The 13,935-nt window shown below is 70.2% G+C and carries 11 protein-coding genes; 9 read left to right on the forward strand and 2 right to left on the reverse strand.

Annotated elements, in window-relative coordinates:
- Nucleotides 1-1,287: a DUF58 domain-containing protein gene (locus tag ACQPYZ_RS13985; protein ID WP_433168163.1), complete on the reverse strand. Its 1,287-nt coding sequence runs from the start codon at nucleotides 1,285-1,287 to the stop codon at nucleotides 1-3.
- Nucleotides 1,288-1,290: 3 nt separating this feature from the next.
- The gene (locus ACQPYZ_RS13990) at nucleotides 1,291-2,283 is read right to left on the reverse strand and encodes an AAA family ATPase (protein ID WP_433168165.1); all 993 of its coding nucleotides are present in this window, start codon (nucleotides 2,281-2,283) and stop codon (nucleotides 1,291-1,293) included.
- A 343-nt stretch (nucleotides 2,284-2,626) separates the two neighbouring features.
- Here ACQPYZ_RS13990 and mraZ point away from each other — a divergent pair, with 343 nt between their 5' ends.
- The 9 genes from mraZ (at nucleotide 2,627) to ftsW (ending at nucleotide 13,925) form a co-directional block, all read left to right on the forward strand.
- On the forward strand, nucleotides 2,627-3,058 hold the full coding sequence (mraZ, locus tag ACQPYZ_RS13995) for a division/cell wall cluster transcriptional repressor MraZ (RefSeq protein ID WP_433168167.1): 432 nt from the start codon (nucleotides 2,627-2,629) through the stop codon (nucleotides 3,056-3,058).
- A gap of 287 nt (nucleotides 3,059-3,345) precedes the next feature.
- Nucleotides 3,346-4,311 (forward strand): 16S rRNA (cytosine(1402)-N(4))-methyltransferase RsmH, encoded by a 966-nt coding sequence (gene rsmH, locus ACQPYZ_RS14000; RefSeq protein WP_433168168.1) that lies wholly within the window; start codon nucleotides 3,346-3,348, stop codon nucleotides 4,309-4,311.
- Complete coding sequence (locus ACQPYZ_RS14005) at nucleotides 4,311-4,928, forward strand: hypothetical protein (protein ID WP_433168170.1); 618 nt, start codon at nucleotides 4,311-4,313, stop codon at nucleotides 4,926-4,928. Before rsmH ends, ACQPYZ_RS14005 begins: the two co-directional genes overlap by 1 nt.
- 4 nt (nucleotides 4,929-4,932) lie before the next feature.
- Entirely contained in the window at nucleotides 4,933-7,188 is a 2,256-nt protein-coding gene (locus tag ACQPYZ_RS14010) for a peptidoglycan D,D-transpeptidase FtsI family protein (RefSeq protein ID WP_433168172.1), read from the forward strand.
- Between the two features lie 50 nt (nucleotides 7,189-7,238).
- Nucleotides 7,239-8,765, forward strand: a complete 1,527-nt coding sequence (locus tag ACQPYZ_RS14015; RefSeq protein WP_433168174.1) for a UDP-N-acetylmuramoyl-L-alanyl-D-glutamate--2,6-diaminopimelate ligase — start codon at nucleotides 7,239-7,241, stop codon at nucleotides 8,763-8,765.
- On the forward strand, nucleotides 8,762-10,153 hold the full coding sequence (locus ACQPYZ_RS14020; protein WP_433168176.1) for a UDP-N-acetylmuramoyl-tripeptide--D-alanyl-D-alanine ligase: 1,392 nt from the start codon (nucleotides 8,762-8,764) through the stop codon (nucleotides 10,151-10,153). Before ACQPYZ_RS14015 ends, ACQPYZ_RS14020 begins: the two co-directional genes overlap by 4 nt.
- Nucleotides 10,150-11,232, forward strand: coding sequence for a phospho-N-acetylmuramoyl-pentapeptide-transferase (gene mraY / locus ACQPYZ_RS14025; RefSeq protein WP_433168178.1), 1,083 nt, complete (start codon nucleotides 10,150-10,152; stop codon nucleotides 11,230-11,232). Before ACQPYZ_RS14020 ends, mraY begins: the two co-directional genes overlap by 4 nt.
- The gene (gene murD / locus ACQPYZ_RS14030; protein WP_433168180.1) at nucleotides 11,217-12,668 is read left to right on the forward strand and encodes a UDP-N-acetylmuramoyl-L-alanine--D-glutamate ligase; all 1,452 of its coding nucleotides are present in this window, start codon (nucleotides 11,217-11,219) and stop codon (nucleotides 12,666-12,668) included. The genes mraY and murD overlap by 16 nt, the downstream gene beginning before the upstream one ends.
- Nucleotides 12,669-12,683: 15 nt before the next feature.
- Nucleotides 12,684-13,925: a putative lipid II flippase FtsW gene (ftsW, locus tag ACQPYZ_RS14035; RefSeq protein WP_433168182.1), complete on the forward strand. Its 1,242-nt coding sequence runs from the start codon at nucleotides 12,684-12,686 to the stop codon at nucleotides 13,923-13,925.
- Nucleotides 13,926-13,935 lie beyond the last annotated feature (10 nt).

The raw sequence follows: 13,935 nt of genomic DNA on the forward strand, positions 1-13,935 counted from the left end.
TCATGCGATCCTTCCGCTCCGTAGTCCGAGGCTGGACCACACGGTCGGTACGTGGTCGCCGCGCCGGACCCTGGCGACCCGCCAGCCGTTCCGTCGCAGCTCGTTTTCGGTGGCGTCCGCGGCCGTGGTCAGCCGGGCCGCCTTCTCGGTCGACTCGGCGCCGACCGCCCAGCTGGCCGCGTCCAGCACCAGCGCGACACCGATCGCCTGACTGGTCCGCCAGCGGTTCAGCGAGGTGATGTCCTCGGTGCTTAGCGCGCCGACGATCGCGATCACCAGGCTCGGCTCCTGCGCGTGCCGGTCGACGGTCAGCAGCGGGCCGATCTCGGCGTACTTGTGCTCCTCGACGGTCGCGCACTCGGTCAGCAACTGCTGGGTCGTCAGCGGCTGGTGGACGGCCGCCGACGTCCGGTGGTTGATCGCGGACAGCGTCGTCGGCCCGCCCAGCAGCGTGGTCGCGTAGCCGCGGCGGATCCGGTCGGTGCCGATCGAGGCGGCCGCGCTGACGGCCCACTCGAGACTCGACGACGGGCCGTGGCCGTGGTGCGAGATCGTCCGCGCGTCCAGGAACATCGCGCACCGGCTCTGCCAGGGCTGCTCCTCGCGGCGCACCATCAGCTCGCCGCGGCGCGCGGTCGACCGCCAGTGCACCCGGCGCAGGTCGTCGCCGTCGCGGTACTCGCGGACGGTCGCGTCCTCCTCGCCGGCCGAGGCGATCGCCCGCGGACGGTTCTCACCGGATCCGGCGCGGTCCGCACCGAGCCGGATCTCGGGCAGCCGGAAGACCCGCGGCGTGACCAGGAGGTGCTGGCTACGGGTGAACGTCCGGCTGGTCTCGACCAACCCGAACGGGTCGGCCACCGTCAGCATCAACGGCCCGACCTGGAAGAGACCTCGTACGTCGCTCTTGACCGGATAGCCCACCGTACGGCGCCAGTTCGGGCTGACGCGGTCGACGACGAACCGGGGCCGGTGCCCCAGGACGTAGGGGATCCGGTCCTCGAGCAGGAGCAGGCCGGCGGGCATCCGGCCCTGGTTGCTCAGGGCAAGCTCCACGGTCGCCTGCGACCCGACCGGAACCTGGTCCGGGGTGAGGCTGCGCCGTACCTGCAGCCGCAGCCGGGTCCGGCCGACGACGAGCGCCGCGACCACGGGCAGCGCGACCAGGAGGATGCCGACGCGCAGCAGGTCCTTCTGGCCGAGCAGGAGCGCGCACAGGGAGGCAGTGATGCCGGCCGCGACGAAGGCCCGCCCTCTGGTGGTCAGCCCGCGCAGTGCCTGCCGCATGCCTCAGTCCCGACGAGTGCGGGGCAGCGGCACGGTCGCCACCAGCCCGGAGATGATGTCGGCTGCACCGCGCCCACCGAGATGCGCCTCAGCCGCAGGGAGCACACGGTGCGCGAGCACCGGTGCGGCGAGCTCCTGGATGTCGTCCGGCAGGACGAACTCCCGGGAGTCGAGGGCCGCGGCCGCCCGGGCGGCGCGGATGAGGTGCAGGGTCGACCGCGGGCTCGCGCCGAGCCGGAGCTCCTGCGAGCGGCGGGTGGCTCCGACGAGGGCGACGGCGTACTCCTTGACCGACTCGGACACGTGCACCGACTGCACCGTCTTCACCAGCCGGAGGATTTGCTGTCCGTCGGTGACGGCCTGCAGGTTCGCCAGCGGGTCGTCGGCGGCGTGCCCGTCGAGCATCCGCAGCTCGGCGGCCGGCTCCGGGTAACCCATCGAGACCCGGGCCATGAAGCGGTCGCGCTGCGCCTCGGGGAGGGGATAGGTGCCCTCCATCTCGATCGGGTTCTGGGTCGCGATCACCATGAACGGCGCCTCGAGCTGGTACGTCGTGGTGTCGACGGTGACCTGGCGTTCCTCCATCGACTCCAGCAGCGCGGCCTGGGTCTTCGGCGAGGCGCGGTTGATCTCGTCGCCGACGACGATGTTCGCGAACACCGCGCCCGGCTTGAACTCGAAGTCGCGGATCTCCTGGTTGAAGACCGACACGCCGGTGATGTCCGACGGCAGCAGGTCCGGCGTGAACTGGATCCGGCGGACGCTGCAGTCGATCGACTTGGCCAGCGCCTTGGCCAGCATCGTCTTGCCGACGCCCGGCACGTCCTCGATCAGCAGGTGTCCCTCGGCCAGCAGGACCGTGACGGCGACCTCGACCACGTCGGGTTTGCCCTCGATCACCTGCTCGATCGCCCGGCGGACCCGGCCCGCCACCTCGGACAGCTCGTCGAAGTCCCCGGCCCCTGCCAGCGCCGAGCTGGTCGCGGTGGTGCTCACCCTGTGTCCTCCCCATTCGTTGACGGCCGACACATTCTCACCCGGTGTAGGGGTCCGGCCTAGAGCAGCGGAAGTTTCGTTACCTGGCGTTTCGGTGTTCATCGGCACAGGCCCTCACCGGCGTCGGTCGGAAAGTCGTCCCTCCAAGCGTACGGGTGCGGAAAACCCTTCGCGGAAGAGAAGCAGAAGAGAAGCAGTGCGGCGGGTTCGGGGCGGCACGTGGGGGAAATGGGGCGGAAGTTGGTTGACGGTGGTGGAAAGTGGAGTAAGGTGGAGCGCAGTGGAACTGAAGTGGTGGAAACAGCTCGCCTGAGACGGAGAGTCCGCAACGGGGAGGTGGAGCGTGTTCCTCGGAACTCACTTCCCCAAGCTCGACGACAAGGGACGGCTGTTCCTGCCGGCGAAGTTCCGGGAGGAGCTGGCAGAGGGCCTGGTGATCACCCGTGGACAGGAGCGGTCGCTGTCCGTGTGGCCCGAACGCGAGTTCGTCCAGCTGACCGAGCAGTTGAAGCAGGCCCCGATCACCAACAAGGGTGCGCGGGACTACCTGCGGATGCTGTTCGCCGGCGCCTCGAACGAGGTGCCGGACAAGCAGGGCCGGGTCACCATCCCGCCGATGCTGCGCGATTACGCGGGACTGGATCGCGACTGCGTCGTCATCGGGGCGATGAACCGGGTGGAGATCTGGAACACGGAGAACTGGAACAGGTACTCCGCGGAGCAGGAGCAGGCGTTCGCCGACCTCTCCGAGGAGGTCCTGCCGGGGATCTTCTAAAGCTGAACAGTGGGCGAGCAGGACCACGAGCGAACCGACCGTCCGGTGAGATCACGGGTCCGACTTCCGACCTCGAGGTGTTGGCGTCACTTCCCCGGCGCCAAGACCGGAGGTACTTCCCCGGAAGGCGTACCCGTGATCTGACCGGACGGTTCTGCATCCGCCCCCGACGAACAGCGCACAGCGGTACGGCACCGGGTCCGCGACCCCGGTGCGGAGAGGCAGGACGAACACCACACAAGACCTGCGGGGGCAGGGTCGCTCCCGCGGCGACGGAAGGGTCGAGGATGGACGCTGCGGAGCGGCATGTGCCGGTGATGCTGGAGCGCGTGGTCGCGCTGCTGGCTCCCGCGCTCGCGCACCCCGGCGCCGTCCTGGTCGACGCGACCCTCGGTCTGGGTGGTCACTCGGAGGCGTTCCTGCGCCGGTTCCCCGACGCCCGGCTGATCGGTCTCGACCGTGACCCCGAGGCGCTCCGGCTGGCCGGCGAGCGACTGACGCCGTACCAGGAGCGCACCACGTTCGTGCACGCCGTGTACGACGAGCTGCCGCGGGTGCTCGCGGACCTCGACGTACCGGCGATCGACGGCATCCTGTTCGACCTCGGCGTCTCGTCGATGCAGTTGGACGAGGCGGAGCGCGGTTTCGCCTACGCGCAGGACGCGCCGCTGGACATGCGGATGGACAGCACCGGCCCGACCACGGCCGCGGACATCGTGAACACCTACAGCGCGGCCGACCTGGCCCGCGTGCTGTTCCAGTACGGCGAGGAGAAGTTCGCCCGGCGGATCGCGGACCGGATCGTGCGGGAGCGCGAGACCGAGCCGTTCACCACCAGCGCGCGGCTGTCCGAGCTGGTCCGCAACGCGATTCCGCAGGCGGCCCGGCGGACCGGCGGGCACCCGGCCAAGCGGACCTTCCAGGCGCTCCGGATCGAGGTGAACGGCGAGCTCGACGTACTGCGGCGGGCGCTGCCGGCCGCGATCGAGGCGCTGGCGCTGCACGGCCGGATCGTGGTGATGAGCTACCACTCGCTGGAGGACCGGATCACCAAGCAGACGTTCGCCGCCGGCACCAAGTCCGACGTACCGGACGACCTGCCGGTGATCCCGGCCGGGCACGAGCCGTACCTGAAGTTGCTGACCCGGGGTGCGGAGAAACCGACCGAGGAGGAGGTCGCGGCGAACCCGCGGGCCGCCTCCGCGCGCGTGCGGGCGGCCGAACGCGTCCGGGAGAAGGGGCTGGTGGCCTGATGAGTACTGTCTTCAGCCCGTCGAAGGCGCGGGTGACCCCGGCGGTCACCACCGCCAAGCGGCCGGAGCCGAAGCTGCGGGTGGTCTACGGCGCGCCGTTCCGGCCGCCGCGGATGCCGTTCGTCATCTTCGTGGTGTCGCTGCTGGCGGCCGGCCTGGTCGGGCTGCTGCTGCTCAACACGGAGCTGCAGAGCGGGACGTTCCAGGTGACCGAGTTGAACAAGCAGGCCGACCAGCTGAAGGACCAGCAGGAGCAGCTGGAGAAGCAGGTCCGCACGCTGGAGTCCCCGCAGCACCTGGCCGACTCGGCGCTGCGGATGGGCATGGTGCCGAACCCGAACCCGGTCTTCCTGCGGATGTCCGACGGCCGGGTGCTCGGCGTGCCGGAGGAGGGCAAAGCGGGCACGGGGGCGGCGATGTTCGGGCCGGGGATGGCGGCGACCACGCCGAAGGCGACCCCGAAGCCGCCGGCGACCGTGAAGCCGCCGGTGAAGCCGCCGGCCACCGTGAAGCCACCCGCGGCGACGGTGAAGCCGCCGGCGACCGGCACGACCGCACGCACTGGTACGGCGACGGGCACCAAGCCGCCCGCGCGGACGACGACCACCGGGGGATGATCGGATGACCGACCGACGGGGCAGCGAGCCGCCACGCAGGCGTGGTGAACCGGGGCGGACCACTCCGCCCCGCAAGGCTTCGCCTCGTCCGTCGTCGGCTACCGAGCGCACCCGCGCCACCCCGCAACGTCCTGAGTCCACCCGCGAACGCCTCCTCCGCAAAGCCCGCGAGGAGGCGCAGCGCGCGGCCGAGGATCAGGGCGCGCGCCGTCCGGTGAGGAAGGCCCCCGAGAAGAAGGCGCCGGCGAAGAAGGCCGCAGCCAAGAAGCCCATTGCCCGTAGGGGCCCGGCGGACGACCCGAGGGGAGCAGCAGGCGCCCCGAGGACGGCAGCGGCCAAGAAGGCAGCTGCTGGTCAGCGGCGGCCGGTCAAGAAGGCAGCGAAGAAGGGCTCGCCGCCGCGGAAGCGGGTGGAGGACCGGCGGACCCAGCAGCCCAGGAAGCGGCCGCCGCGGCCGAAGACGCGGAAGCCGCCGCGGACGCTGACGTTGGGGCGGCCGACGTTGCGGTTGCGGGTGACATTCGGGGTGATGGCGTTCGTGCTGTCGCTGTTCGCCGGGCGGCTCGTGCTGCTGCAGGGGGTGGACCCGGACAGCTACGCCCTGGCCGCGACCCGGGAGAACACCAAGCCGTTCGTGCTGCACGCTTCCCGCGGCGCGATCCTCGACCGGAACGGCGTACCGCTGAGCGTGTCCGAGGATGCGGTCGCGATCACCGCCGACCCGACGCAGACGAAGCCGGTCGCCCAGCAGCTCGCCCGGATCCTGGCGCCGAAGCTGACGGGTACGACGTACGGCAAGCTGGTGACCGCGATGACCGGGAAGGGGCGCTTCGCGTACCTGGCGCGCCAGGTCAGCCCGCAGATCTGGAACGGCATCGAGGCCGAGCTGAAGGCGAAGAACGCCGCGATCGCGCAGGAGAACAAGAGCAAGCCGCACGATCAGCAGGCTCCGCTGCTGGCCGGGATCTACACCGAGGAAGACCCGATCCGCAGCCACCCGAACGGCACCATCGCGGCCAATGTGGTCGGCGTGGTCGGTGCCGACGGCAAGGGCCTGGCCGGCCTCGAGTACGGGATGGACGACAAGCTGTCCGGCCAGGACGGCAAGGCGATGTACGAGGTGGACACCAAGGGCAACAAGATCCCGAACGCCAACCACACCGTCCAGGAGCCGAAGCCCGGCCTGACCGCCCAGCTGACCCTGGACGCGGACCTGCAGTGGTTCGCGGAGAAGCGGATCGAGCAGGCGGTCAAGCAGTACAAGGCCACCGGCGGCACGGTGATCACCGCGGACGTGAGGACCGGCGAGATCCTGGCGATGGCCAACTACCCGACGTTCGACCCGAACAAGCCGGTGAAGTCCAGCCAGCTGTACAACCCCGCGCTGGAGCAGGTGTACGAGCCGGGCAGCGTGCAGAAGGTGGTCACCATGGCCGCGCTGGCCGACGCCGGGTACATCGACCTGAACACCAAGCTGAAGGTGCCGGGCAGCATCGAGGTGCAGCGCCGCACGGTCCGGGACCACTTCTCCCACGGCACCCTCGACCTGACCATCGCCGGTGTGATCGCGAAGTCCTCGAACGTCGGCACGATCATCGCCTCCCGGGAAATGCGGATCCCGCAGTTCGTGAAGTACCTGAAGGACTTCGGGTTCGGTGAGCCGACCGGACTGAACTTCCCCGGCGAGAGTCGGGGCGTGATGCCGCCCGGTGACGAGTGGAGCGAGCTGACCCGCTCGCAGGTCGCGTTCGGCCAGGGGCTCGCGGTCAACGCCGTCCAGATGACCGCCGCGGTGAACGCGGTCGCCAACGGCGGTGTCTACGTGCCGCCGAAGCTCGTCCGGAACTACGTCGACGAGAACGGCGCCGTCGTCCCGAACCCGGGCGGTCCGGCCCGCCGGGTGGTCAGCGAGAAGGCGGCCAAGGAGGTCGCCACGATGATGGAGGCGGTCACCGCCAAGGGCGGCACCGCGACCCAGGCCGCGATCGACGGTTACCGCGTGGCCGGCAAGACCGGCACCGCGCAGCAGGTCGACTCCGCCTGTGGCTGCTACCGCAAGTGGGCCACCTCTTTCGCCGGATTCGCTCCGGCCGACAACCCGCGCTTCGTTACGTACGTCGTACTCCAGAACCCGACCAACGGTCGCAGTGGCGGTGGACAAGGAGGACCGGTGTTCCGTGACGTGATGAGCTACGCGCTGCAGAAGTACGTCGTACCCCCGACGGGTGCGAAGCAGCCTGTCGTGCCGCTCGAGTGGTGACGCAGGGTCAGGTGGGAGTTACACGGGCTGGAGCGGTAGCCTCAGGGCCCGTGTCCACACCTACCGCCTCCGGCGGAGCCGTTGCGGCGATCAGGCCGCGGCATGTCGTCCCGGTCAGTCTCACCGAGATCGCCCGGACCGCCCACGCGCGGATCCCGACCAGCAGCACGATCGAGGTGACCGGGGTCTCGCTCGACTCCCGCTCCGTCCTTCCCGGTGACCTGTACGCCGCCCTGCCCGGTGCCGTCACGCATGGCGCGGCGTTCGTGGCGAAGGCGGAGCAGTCCGGCGCGGCCGCCGTACTGACCGACCCGACCGGCGAGGAGCGGGCCAGGGAGACCGGTCTGCCCGTGCTGGTGGTCGAGCGGCCGCGGGACGTGCTCGGCGCGGTCGCCGCCCGGATCTACGGTGAGCCGACGAAGGAACTGCACCTGCTCGGCGTGACCGGCACCAACGGCAAGACCACCACCAGCTTCCTGCTGGACTCCGTCCTGCGCCGGCTCGGCCCGGCCGCGCTGATCGGGACGATCCAGACCCGGATCGGGGACGAGGTGGTGAAGAGCGTCCGGACCACCCCGGAGGCGACCGACCTGCACGCGCTGTTCGCGGTCATGCGCGAGCAGGCGGTCGGCTGGTGCGCGATGGAGGTCTCCAGTCACGCGCTGGCGCAGGGCCGGGTGGACGGGGCCCGGTTCGCGGTCGCCGGGTTCACCAACCTGACGCAGGATCACCTGGACTTCCACAACACGTTCGAGGAGTACTTCGCCGCCAAGGCCTCGCTGTTCACCCCGCAGCGGTGTGATGTGGCCGTGGTGATGATCGACGACGAGTACGGGCGCCGCCTGGCCGCGCAGACCGTCGTACCGCTGGTGACCGTGTCCACGACCGGTGCGGCCGACTGGACGGTGGCCAACAAGCATCAGTCCGAGCACGGCACCACGGTGTTCGACGTCCAGGGGCCGGGGGAGACGCTGACGGTCGAGATCGGGCTGCCGGGTGACTTCAACGTGGCGAACGCGCTGCTGGCGGCGGTGATGCTGCGCCAGGTCGGCGTACCGGCCGAGGAGATCGCGGCCGGGTTGCGGACCGCCGCCGTACCGGGCCGGATGGAGACGTTCACCCGCGAGGACGGACTGGCGGTCATCGTCGACTACGCGCACACGCCGGACGCGGTCGAGCTCGCGCTGCGGGCCGCGCGCGGCGCGACCAAGGGGCGGTTGTACGCCGTCGTCGGCTGCGGCGGCGACCGGGACCAGGGCAAGCGCCCGGCGATGGGCGCCGCGGCCGCGCGGACCGCGGACGTGGTGATCATCACCGACGACAACCCCCGTAGCGAGGACCCGGCGGCGATCCGGGCGGCCGCGCTCGAGGGCGCCCGGGCCGCCGTACCAGGGGTCGATCTGCACGAGATCGGCGACCGCCGGCAGGCCATCGCCGGTGCGATCGACCTGGCCGGCCCCGGGGACACCGTCGTCGTGCTGGGCAAGGGCCATGAGACCGGCCAGGACGTCGGCGGTGTGATCCACCCGTTCGACGACCGCGAAACCGTGCGTGAGTTGCTGGAGGCAGAGCGGTGATCCCTGTCAGTTGCGGCGAGATCGCCGAAGCCGTCCGGGGCGAGCTGGTGGGCGTGGACCCGTCGGCCGTCGTCGACGGCGCGGTGGTGATCGACTCGCGAGCCGCGGTCCCGGGCGGGCTGTTCGTCGCCCTCCCCGGTGAGCGCGTCGACGGGCACGACTATGTCGGTACGGCGACCGAGGCCGGCGTCACCGTGTCGCTGACCACCCGAGCCGTCGACGGTTCGCCGTGCATCGTCGTCGCGGACACCCAGAAGGCCCTCGGCGACCTGGCCCGGCTGGTGGTGAGCCGGCTGCCCGGGCTCACCGTGATCGGGCTGACCGGGTCGTCCGGGAAGACGAGCACCAAGGACCTGATCGCCCAGCTGATCCGCCCGTACGGCGAGACCGTGTCGCCGGAGGGCTCGTTCAACAACGAGATCGGGCACCCGCTGACCGCGCTGCAGGCGACGGAGAACACGAAGTACCTGGTGGCCGAGATGGGTGCGCGGCACCTCGGCGACCTCACCTACCTGTGCGGGATCACGCCGCCGACGGTCGGGCTGGTGCTGAACGTCGGAACCTCGCACATCGGCGAGTTCGGCAGCCAGGACAACATCGCGCTGGCGAAGGGTGAGCTGATCGAGGCGCTGGCCCCGGGCGGCACCGCCGTACTGAACGCCGACGACCGGCGGGTGGCCGCGATGGCGAGCCGGACCGGCGAGCGGGTGATGACGTTCGGGGAGGCCGAGTCCGCGGATGTCCGGGCGACCGACGTCAAGCTGGACGCCGAAGGCCGGCCCGGATTCACGCTCCGGATCGGGGAGTTCAGCCGGGCGGTCCAGCTGCGGCTCGTCGGCGAGCACCACGTGTCCAACGCCCTCGGCGCGGCGACCGTCGCCGCGGCGGTCGGCCTCACCCCGGAGCAGATCACCGAAGGCCTCGCCGGCGCGACCGCGGTGTCGGCCGCCCGGATGGAGGTCACCGAGCGCGCGGACGGCGTGACCGTGATCAACGACGCGTTCAACGCCAACCCGGACTCGGTCCGCGCCGCGCTGAAGGCGCTGGTCGCGATCGGCCGCTCCCGCGGCGCCCGGACCTGGGCGGTGCTCGGCGAGATGCTCGAGCTCGGCGACACCTCCACCGACGAGCACGACGCGATCGGGCGGCTGGTGGTCCGGCTGGACGTCAACCGGCTGGTCGTCGTCGGCCCGGGCGCGAAACCGATCCATCTCGGCGCCTCGCTGGAGGGCTCCTGGGGCGACGAGTCGGCGTACGTCGACACGATCCCGGAAGCCCTGGACCTGCTCCGGGCCGAGCTGCGGGCCGGTGACGTCGTCCTGGTGAAGTCCTCGAAGGCGGCCAAACTGCGCAGCCTCGCCGACGCCCTGCTGGAGGACGCGCAGTGATCTCGATCCTGTTCGCCGGTGCCGTTGCGATGGTGCTGACGCTGCTCGGCACGCGCTGGGCGATCACCCTGCTGGCCCGGCGCGGCTACGGCCAGGAGATCCGCGACGACGGGCCGACCTCGCACCACACCAAGCGCGGTACGCCGACGATGGGCGGCACCGTCTTCATCGTCGCCACGATCATCGGCTACTTCGCCGCGAAACTGCTGACGATGTCGCCGCCCAGCGCGTCCGCGCTGCTGGTGCTGTTCCTGTTCGCCGGCATGGGCGCGGTCGGCTTCCTGGACGACTTCATCAAGATCTTCCGGCAACGCAGCCTGGGCCTGCGCAGCAAGGCGAAACTGGCCGGCCAGACGATGGTCGCGGTGGTGTTCGCCGTCCTCGCGCTGCAGTTCCCCGACGAGCGGGGCCAACGGCCCGCGTCGCCGTTCATCTCGTTCATCCGCGACATCGGCTGGCTGGAGTTGCCGCTGATCCTCGTGGTGATCTGGATCCTGCTGCTGATCGCCGGCATGTCGAACGGGGTCAATCTCGCGGACGGCCTGGACGGTCTGGCCACCGGTGCCTCGATGATGGTCTTCGGCGCGTACACCTTGATCTGCATCTGGCAGTTCAACCAGAGCTGTGCCACCGCCGAGGGCGCCGGAGCCAAGTGTTACGAGGTGCGCGACCCGCTCGACCTCGCGGTGGTCGCGGCCGCACTGACCGGTGCGCTCTTCGGCTTCCTCTGGTGGAACGCGTCGCCGGCGAAGATCTTCATGGGTGACACCGGGTCGCTGTCGCTCGGCGGCGCGCTGGCCGGCATGGCCGTGATGACCCGGACCGAGCTGCTGGTGCTGCTGCTCGGCGGTCTGTTCGTCATCATCACCGCCTCGGTGATCCTGCAGGTCAGCTACTTCAAGGTCACCAAGCGCACCACCGGTGTCGGCAAACGGATCTTCCGGATGGCGCCGCTGCAGCACCACTTCGAGATGCTCGGGTGGGAACAGGTGAACGTGGTGATCCGCTTCTGGATCATCCAGGGCCTGTGCGTCGTCATCGGTCTGGGCATCTTCTACGCGGAATGGGTGACCGGGTGAGGCTGGCAACACGCACTGACGACGGCTGGGCGACCACCCGGTTCGTCGTTTTCGGGTTCGGTACGGCGGGCTACGCGTGCGCTGACTCGCTCCTCCAGGCCGGCGCCGAGCACCTCGTCGTACTCGACGACCGGGACAACGAGGGGTTGCGCGAGAAGGCACAGATCCTCGAGACCCTCGGTGCCACCATCACGCTTGGCCCGGGCAGTACGGCGGAGCTGCCCAAGGACGTCGACGTGGTCGTGACGTCGCCCGGCGTACCACCGCATGCGCCGTTGCTGGCGCAGGCGGCCGAGCGGGACGTACCGATCTGGAGCGAGATCGAGCTGGCCTGGCGGCTGCGCGACCCGGCCAATGCCGCGCCTTGGCTGTGCATCACCGGCACCAACGGCAAGACCACCACCGTGCAGATGCTGACCGCGATGCTGACCGCGGCCGGCCACCGGGCTGTTGCCGCCGGCAACGTCGGACTGCCGTTGCTGGAAGCGGTCATGGACCCCGAGCCGTACGACGTGATCGCCGTCGAGCTGTCCAGCTACCAACTGCACTTCACCCACTCGATGTCCGCGCACTCGGCCGCCGTGCTGAACATCGCACCGGACCACGTCGACTGGCACGGCTCGCTGGACGAGTACGCGAAGGCCAAGGGCCGGATCTACGAGAACTGCCAGATCGCCTGCGTCTACAACGTCGCCGACCCGGCCACCGAGCAACTGGTGGTCGACGCCGACGTGATCGAGGGCTGCCGCGCGATCGGCTTCACCCTGGGTACGCCGGACATCTCGATGGTCGGCCTGGTCGACGAGCTCCTCGTCGACCGCGCGTTCGTCGAGCAGCGCGCGTCCTCGGCACTCGAGCTGGCCACGCTGGACGACATCACCCCACCCGCCCCGCACAACGTGGCGAACGCGCTGGCCGCCGCCGCGCTGGCCCGGTCGTTCGGCGTACCGGCAACCGCGGTGCGGGACGGATTGCGCGGGTTCCGGCCGGACAAGCACCGGATCGCGCACGTCGCCGAAGTTGCCGGAGCCAACTATGTCGACGACTCGAAGGCGACCAACCCGCACGCGGCGCAGGCGTCCCTGCTGGCCTACGAGCACGTGGTCTGGATCGCCGGCGGTCAGGCGAAGGGCGCGACCTTCGACGAACTCGTGGTCGCCGCCCGCGACCGGCTGCGCGCCGTCGTCCTGCTCGGCCAGGACAAGCTGGTGATCGCCGAAGCTCTCGCCCGACACGCACCGGATGTCCCGACGATCACCGTCGAGGCAACGGACACTGGAGCCATGGAGATCGTGGTGGGGGAGGCGGCGAAGCTTGCACAGGCAGGAGACACCGTGCTGCTCGCCCCCGGCTGCGCCTCCTGGGACATGTTCGCCAACTACGGAGCCCGCGGCGACGCCTTCGCCGAAGCCGTACTGCGGCTGGGCCACAGCTGATCCGGGGGTGATCGCGTGACGTCGATCGCGGATCAGCCGGATCAGAAGAAGCGGACCGACGACCGGCCGTGGGTCGCGGCCATCCGCGAGGTGCTCGACCGGCCGCTGACGTCGTACCACATCCTGCTCGGGGCGACCGGCCTGCTGTTGGTGCTCGGGCTGCTGATGGTGCTGTCGGCGTCCAGCGTGCTCTCGCTGCGCGCGAACGGGAACAGCTACACGATCTTCGTCCGGCAGCTGATCTGGGTCGGTGTCGGCCTGCCGATGGCGTACGTCGCCTCGCGGATGACTCCGCGGCACTTCCGGATGCTCGCGTACGTCGCCTTGCTCGGCTCGGTGTTCCTGCTCGTGCTGACCTACATCCCGGGTCTCGGCGTCGGGGTCAACGGCAACACCAACTGGCTGAACCTGGGCGGTCCGCTGCAGATCCAGCCGAGCGAGTTCGCCAAGCTCGCGCTGGTGATGTGGTGCGCGGACCTGTACGCCCGCAAGGAGAAACTGCTCACCCAGTGGAAGCACCTGCTGGTGCCGATGGTGCCGGTCTGCGGCCTGGTGATCGCCCTGGTCGTCGGCCAGCGCGACCTGGGGACGGCGCTGGTGCTGATGGCGGTGATGATCGGCCTGATCTGGATCGTCGGCGCGCCGACCCGGTTGTTCGTCGCGACCATCGTGGTGGTCGGCACGATCGCGTCGTACTTCGTCATCACCGCGAAGCACCGGATGGACCGGATCTCGTCGTTCTGGGACCCGTTCAACGACCCGTCCGGGGTCGGCTGGCAGGCGTACCACTCGTTCTACGCGCTGTCGACCGGCGGCTGGTGGGGGGTCGGCATCGGCAACAGCCGGCAGAAGTGGGGCAACCTGCCGGAGGCGCACACCGACTTCATCTTCTCCGTGATCGGTGAGGAGCTCGGCCTGGTCGGGTCGCTCACCGTGCTCGCCCTGTTCCTCACCCTGGCCTACGCCGGGGTGCGGATCGCGACCCGGAACACCGAGCCGTTCGTCCGCTACGCGGCGGCCGGGATCACCATCTGGATCATGGCGCAGACCCTGGTCAACCTGGGGGCCGTGATCGGACTGCTACCCATCGTGGGGATCCCGCTCCCGCTTTTGTCGTACGGTGGTTCCGCACTGCTGCCGACATTGATCGCGGTCGGTATGTTGCTGTCCTTCGCGAAGGCCGAGCCCGGCGCGCAGGCCGCCCTGAAGGAGACCAGGCGGCCGCGGTTCGGGTGGCTGCCGACGCGTTCGCACTGACGAGAGAACC

The organism is Kribbella sp. CA-247076, from assembly GCF_050942445.1.
GTDB lineage: Bacteria > Actinomycetota > Actinomycetes > Propionibacteriales > Kribbellaceae > Kribbella.

Bases quoted from the DNA above. Each gene is read 5' to 3' on its own strand.
- ACQPYZ_RS14010 (WP_433168172.1), top strand. From the start codon at position 4,933: ATGACCGACCGACGGGGCAGCGAGCCGCCACGCAGGCGTGGTGAACCG.
- ACQPYZ_RS14005 (WP_433168170.1), top strand. From the start codon at position 4,311: ATGAGTACTGTCTTCAGCCCGTCGAAGGCGCGGGTGACCCCGGCGGTC.
- rsmH (WP_433168168.1), top strand. From the start codon at position 3,346: ATGGACGCTGCGGAGCGGCATGTGCCGGTGATGCTGGAGCGCGTGGTC.
- murD (WP_433168180.1), top strand. From the start codon at position 11,217: ATGGGTGACCGGGTGAGGCTGGCAACACGCACTGACGACGGCTGGGCG.
- ACQPYZ_RS13985 (WP_433168163.1), bottom strand. From the start codon at position 1,287: ATGCGGCAGGCACTGCGCGGGCTGACCACCAGAGGGCGGGCCTTCGTC.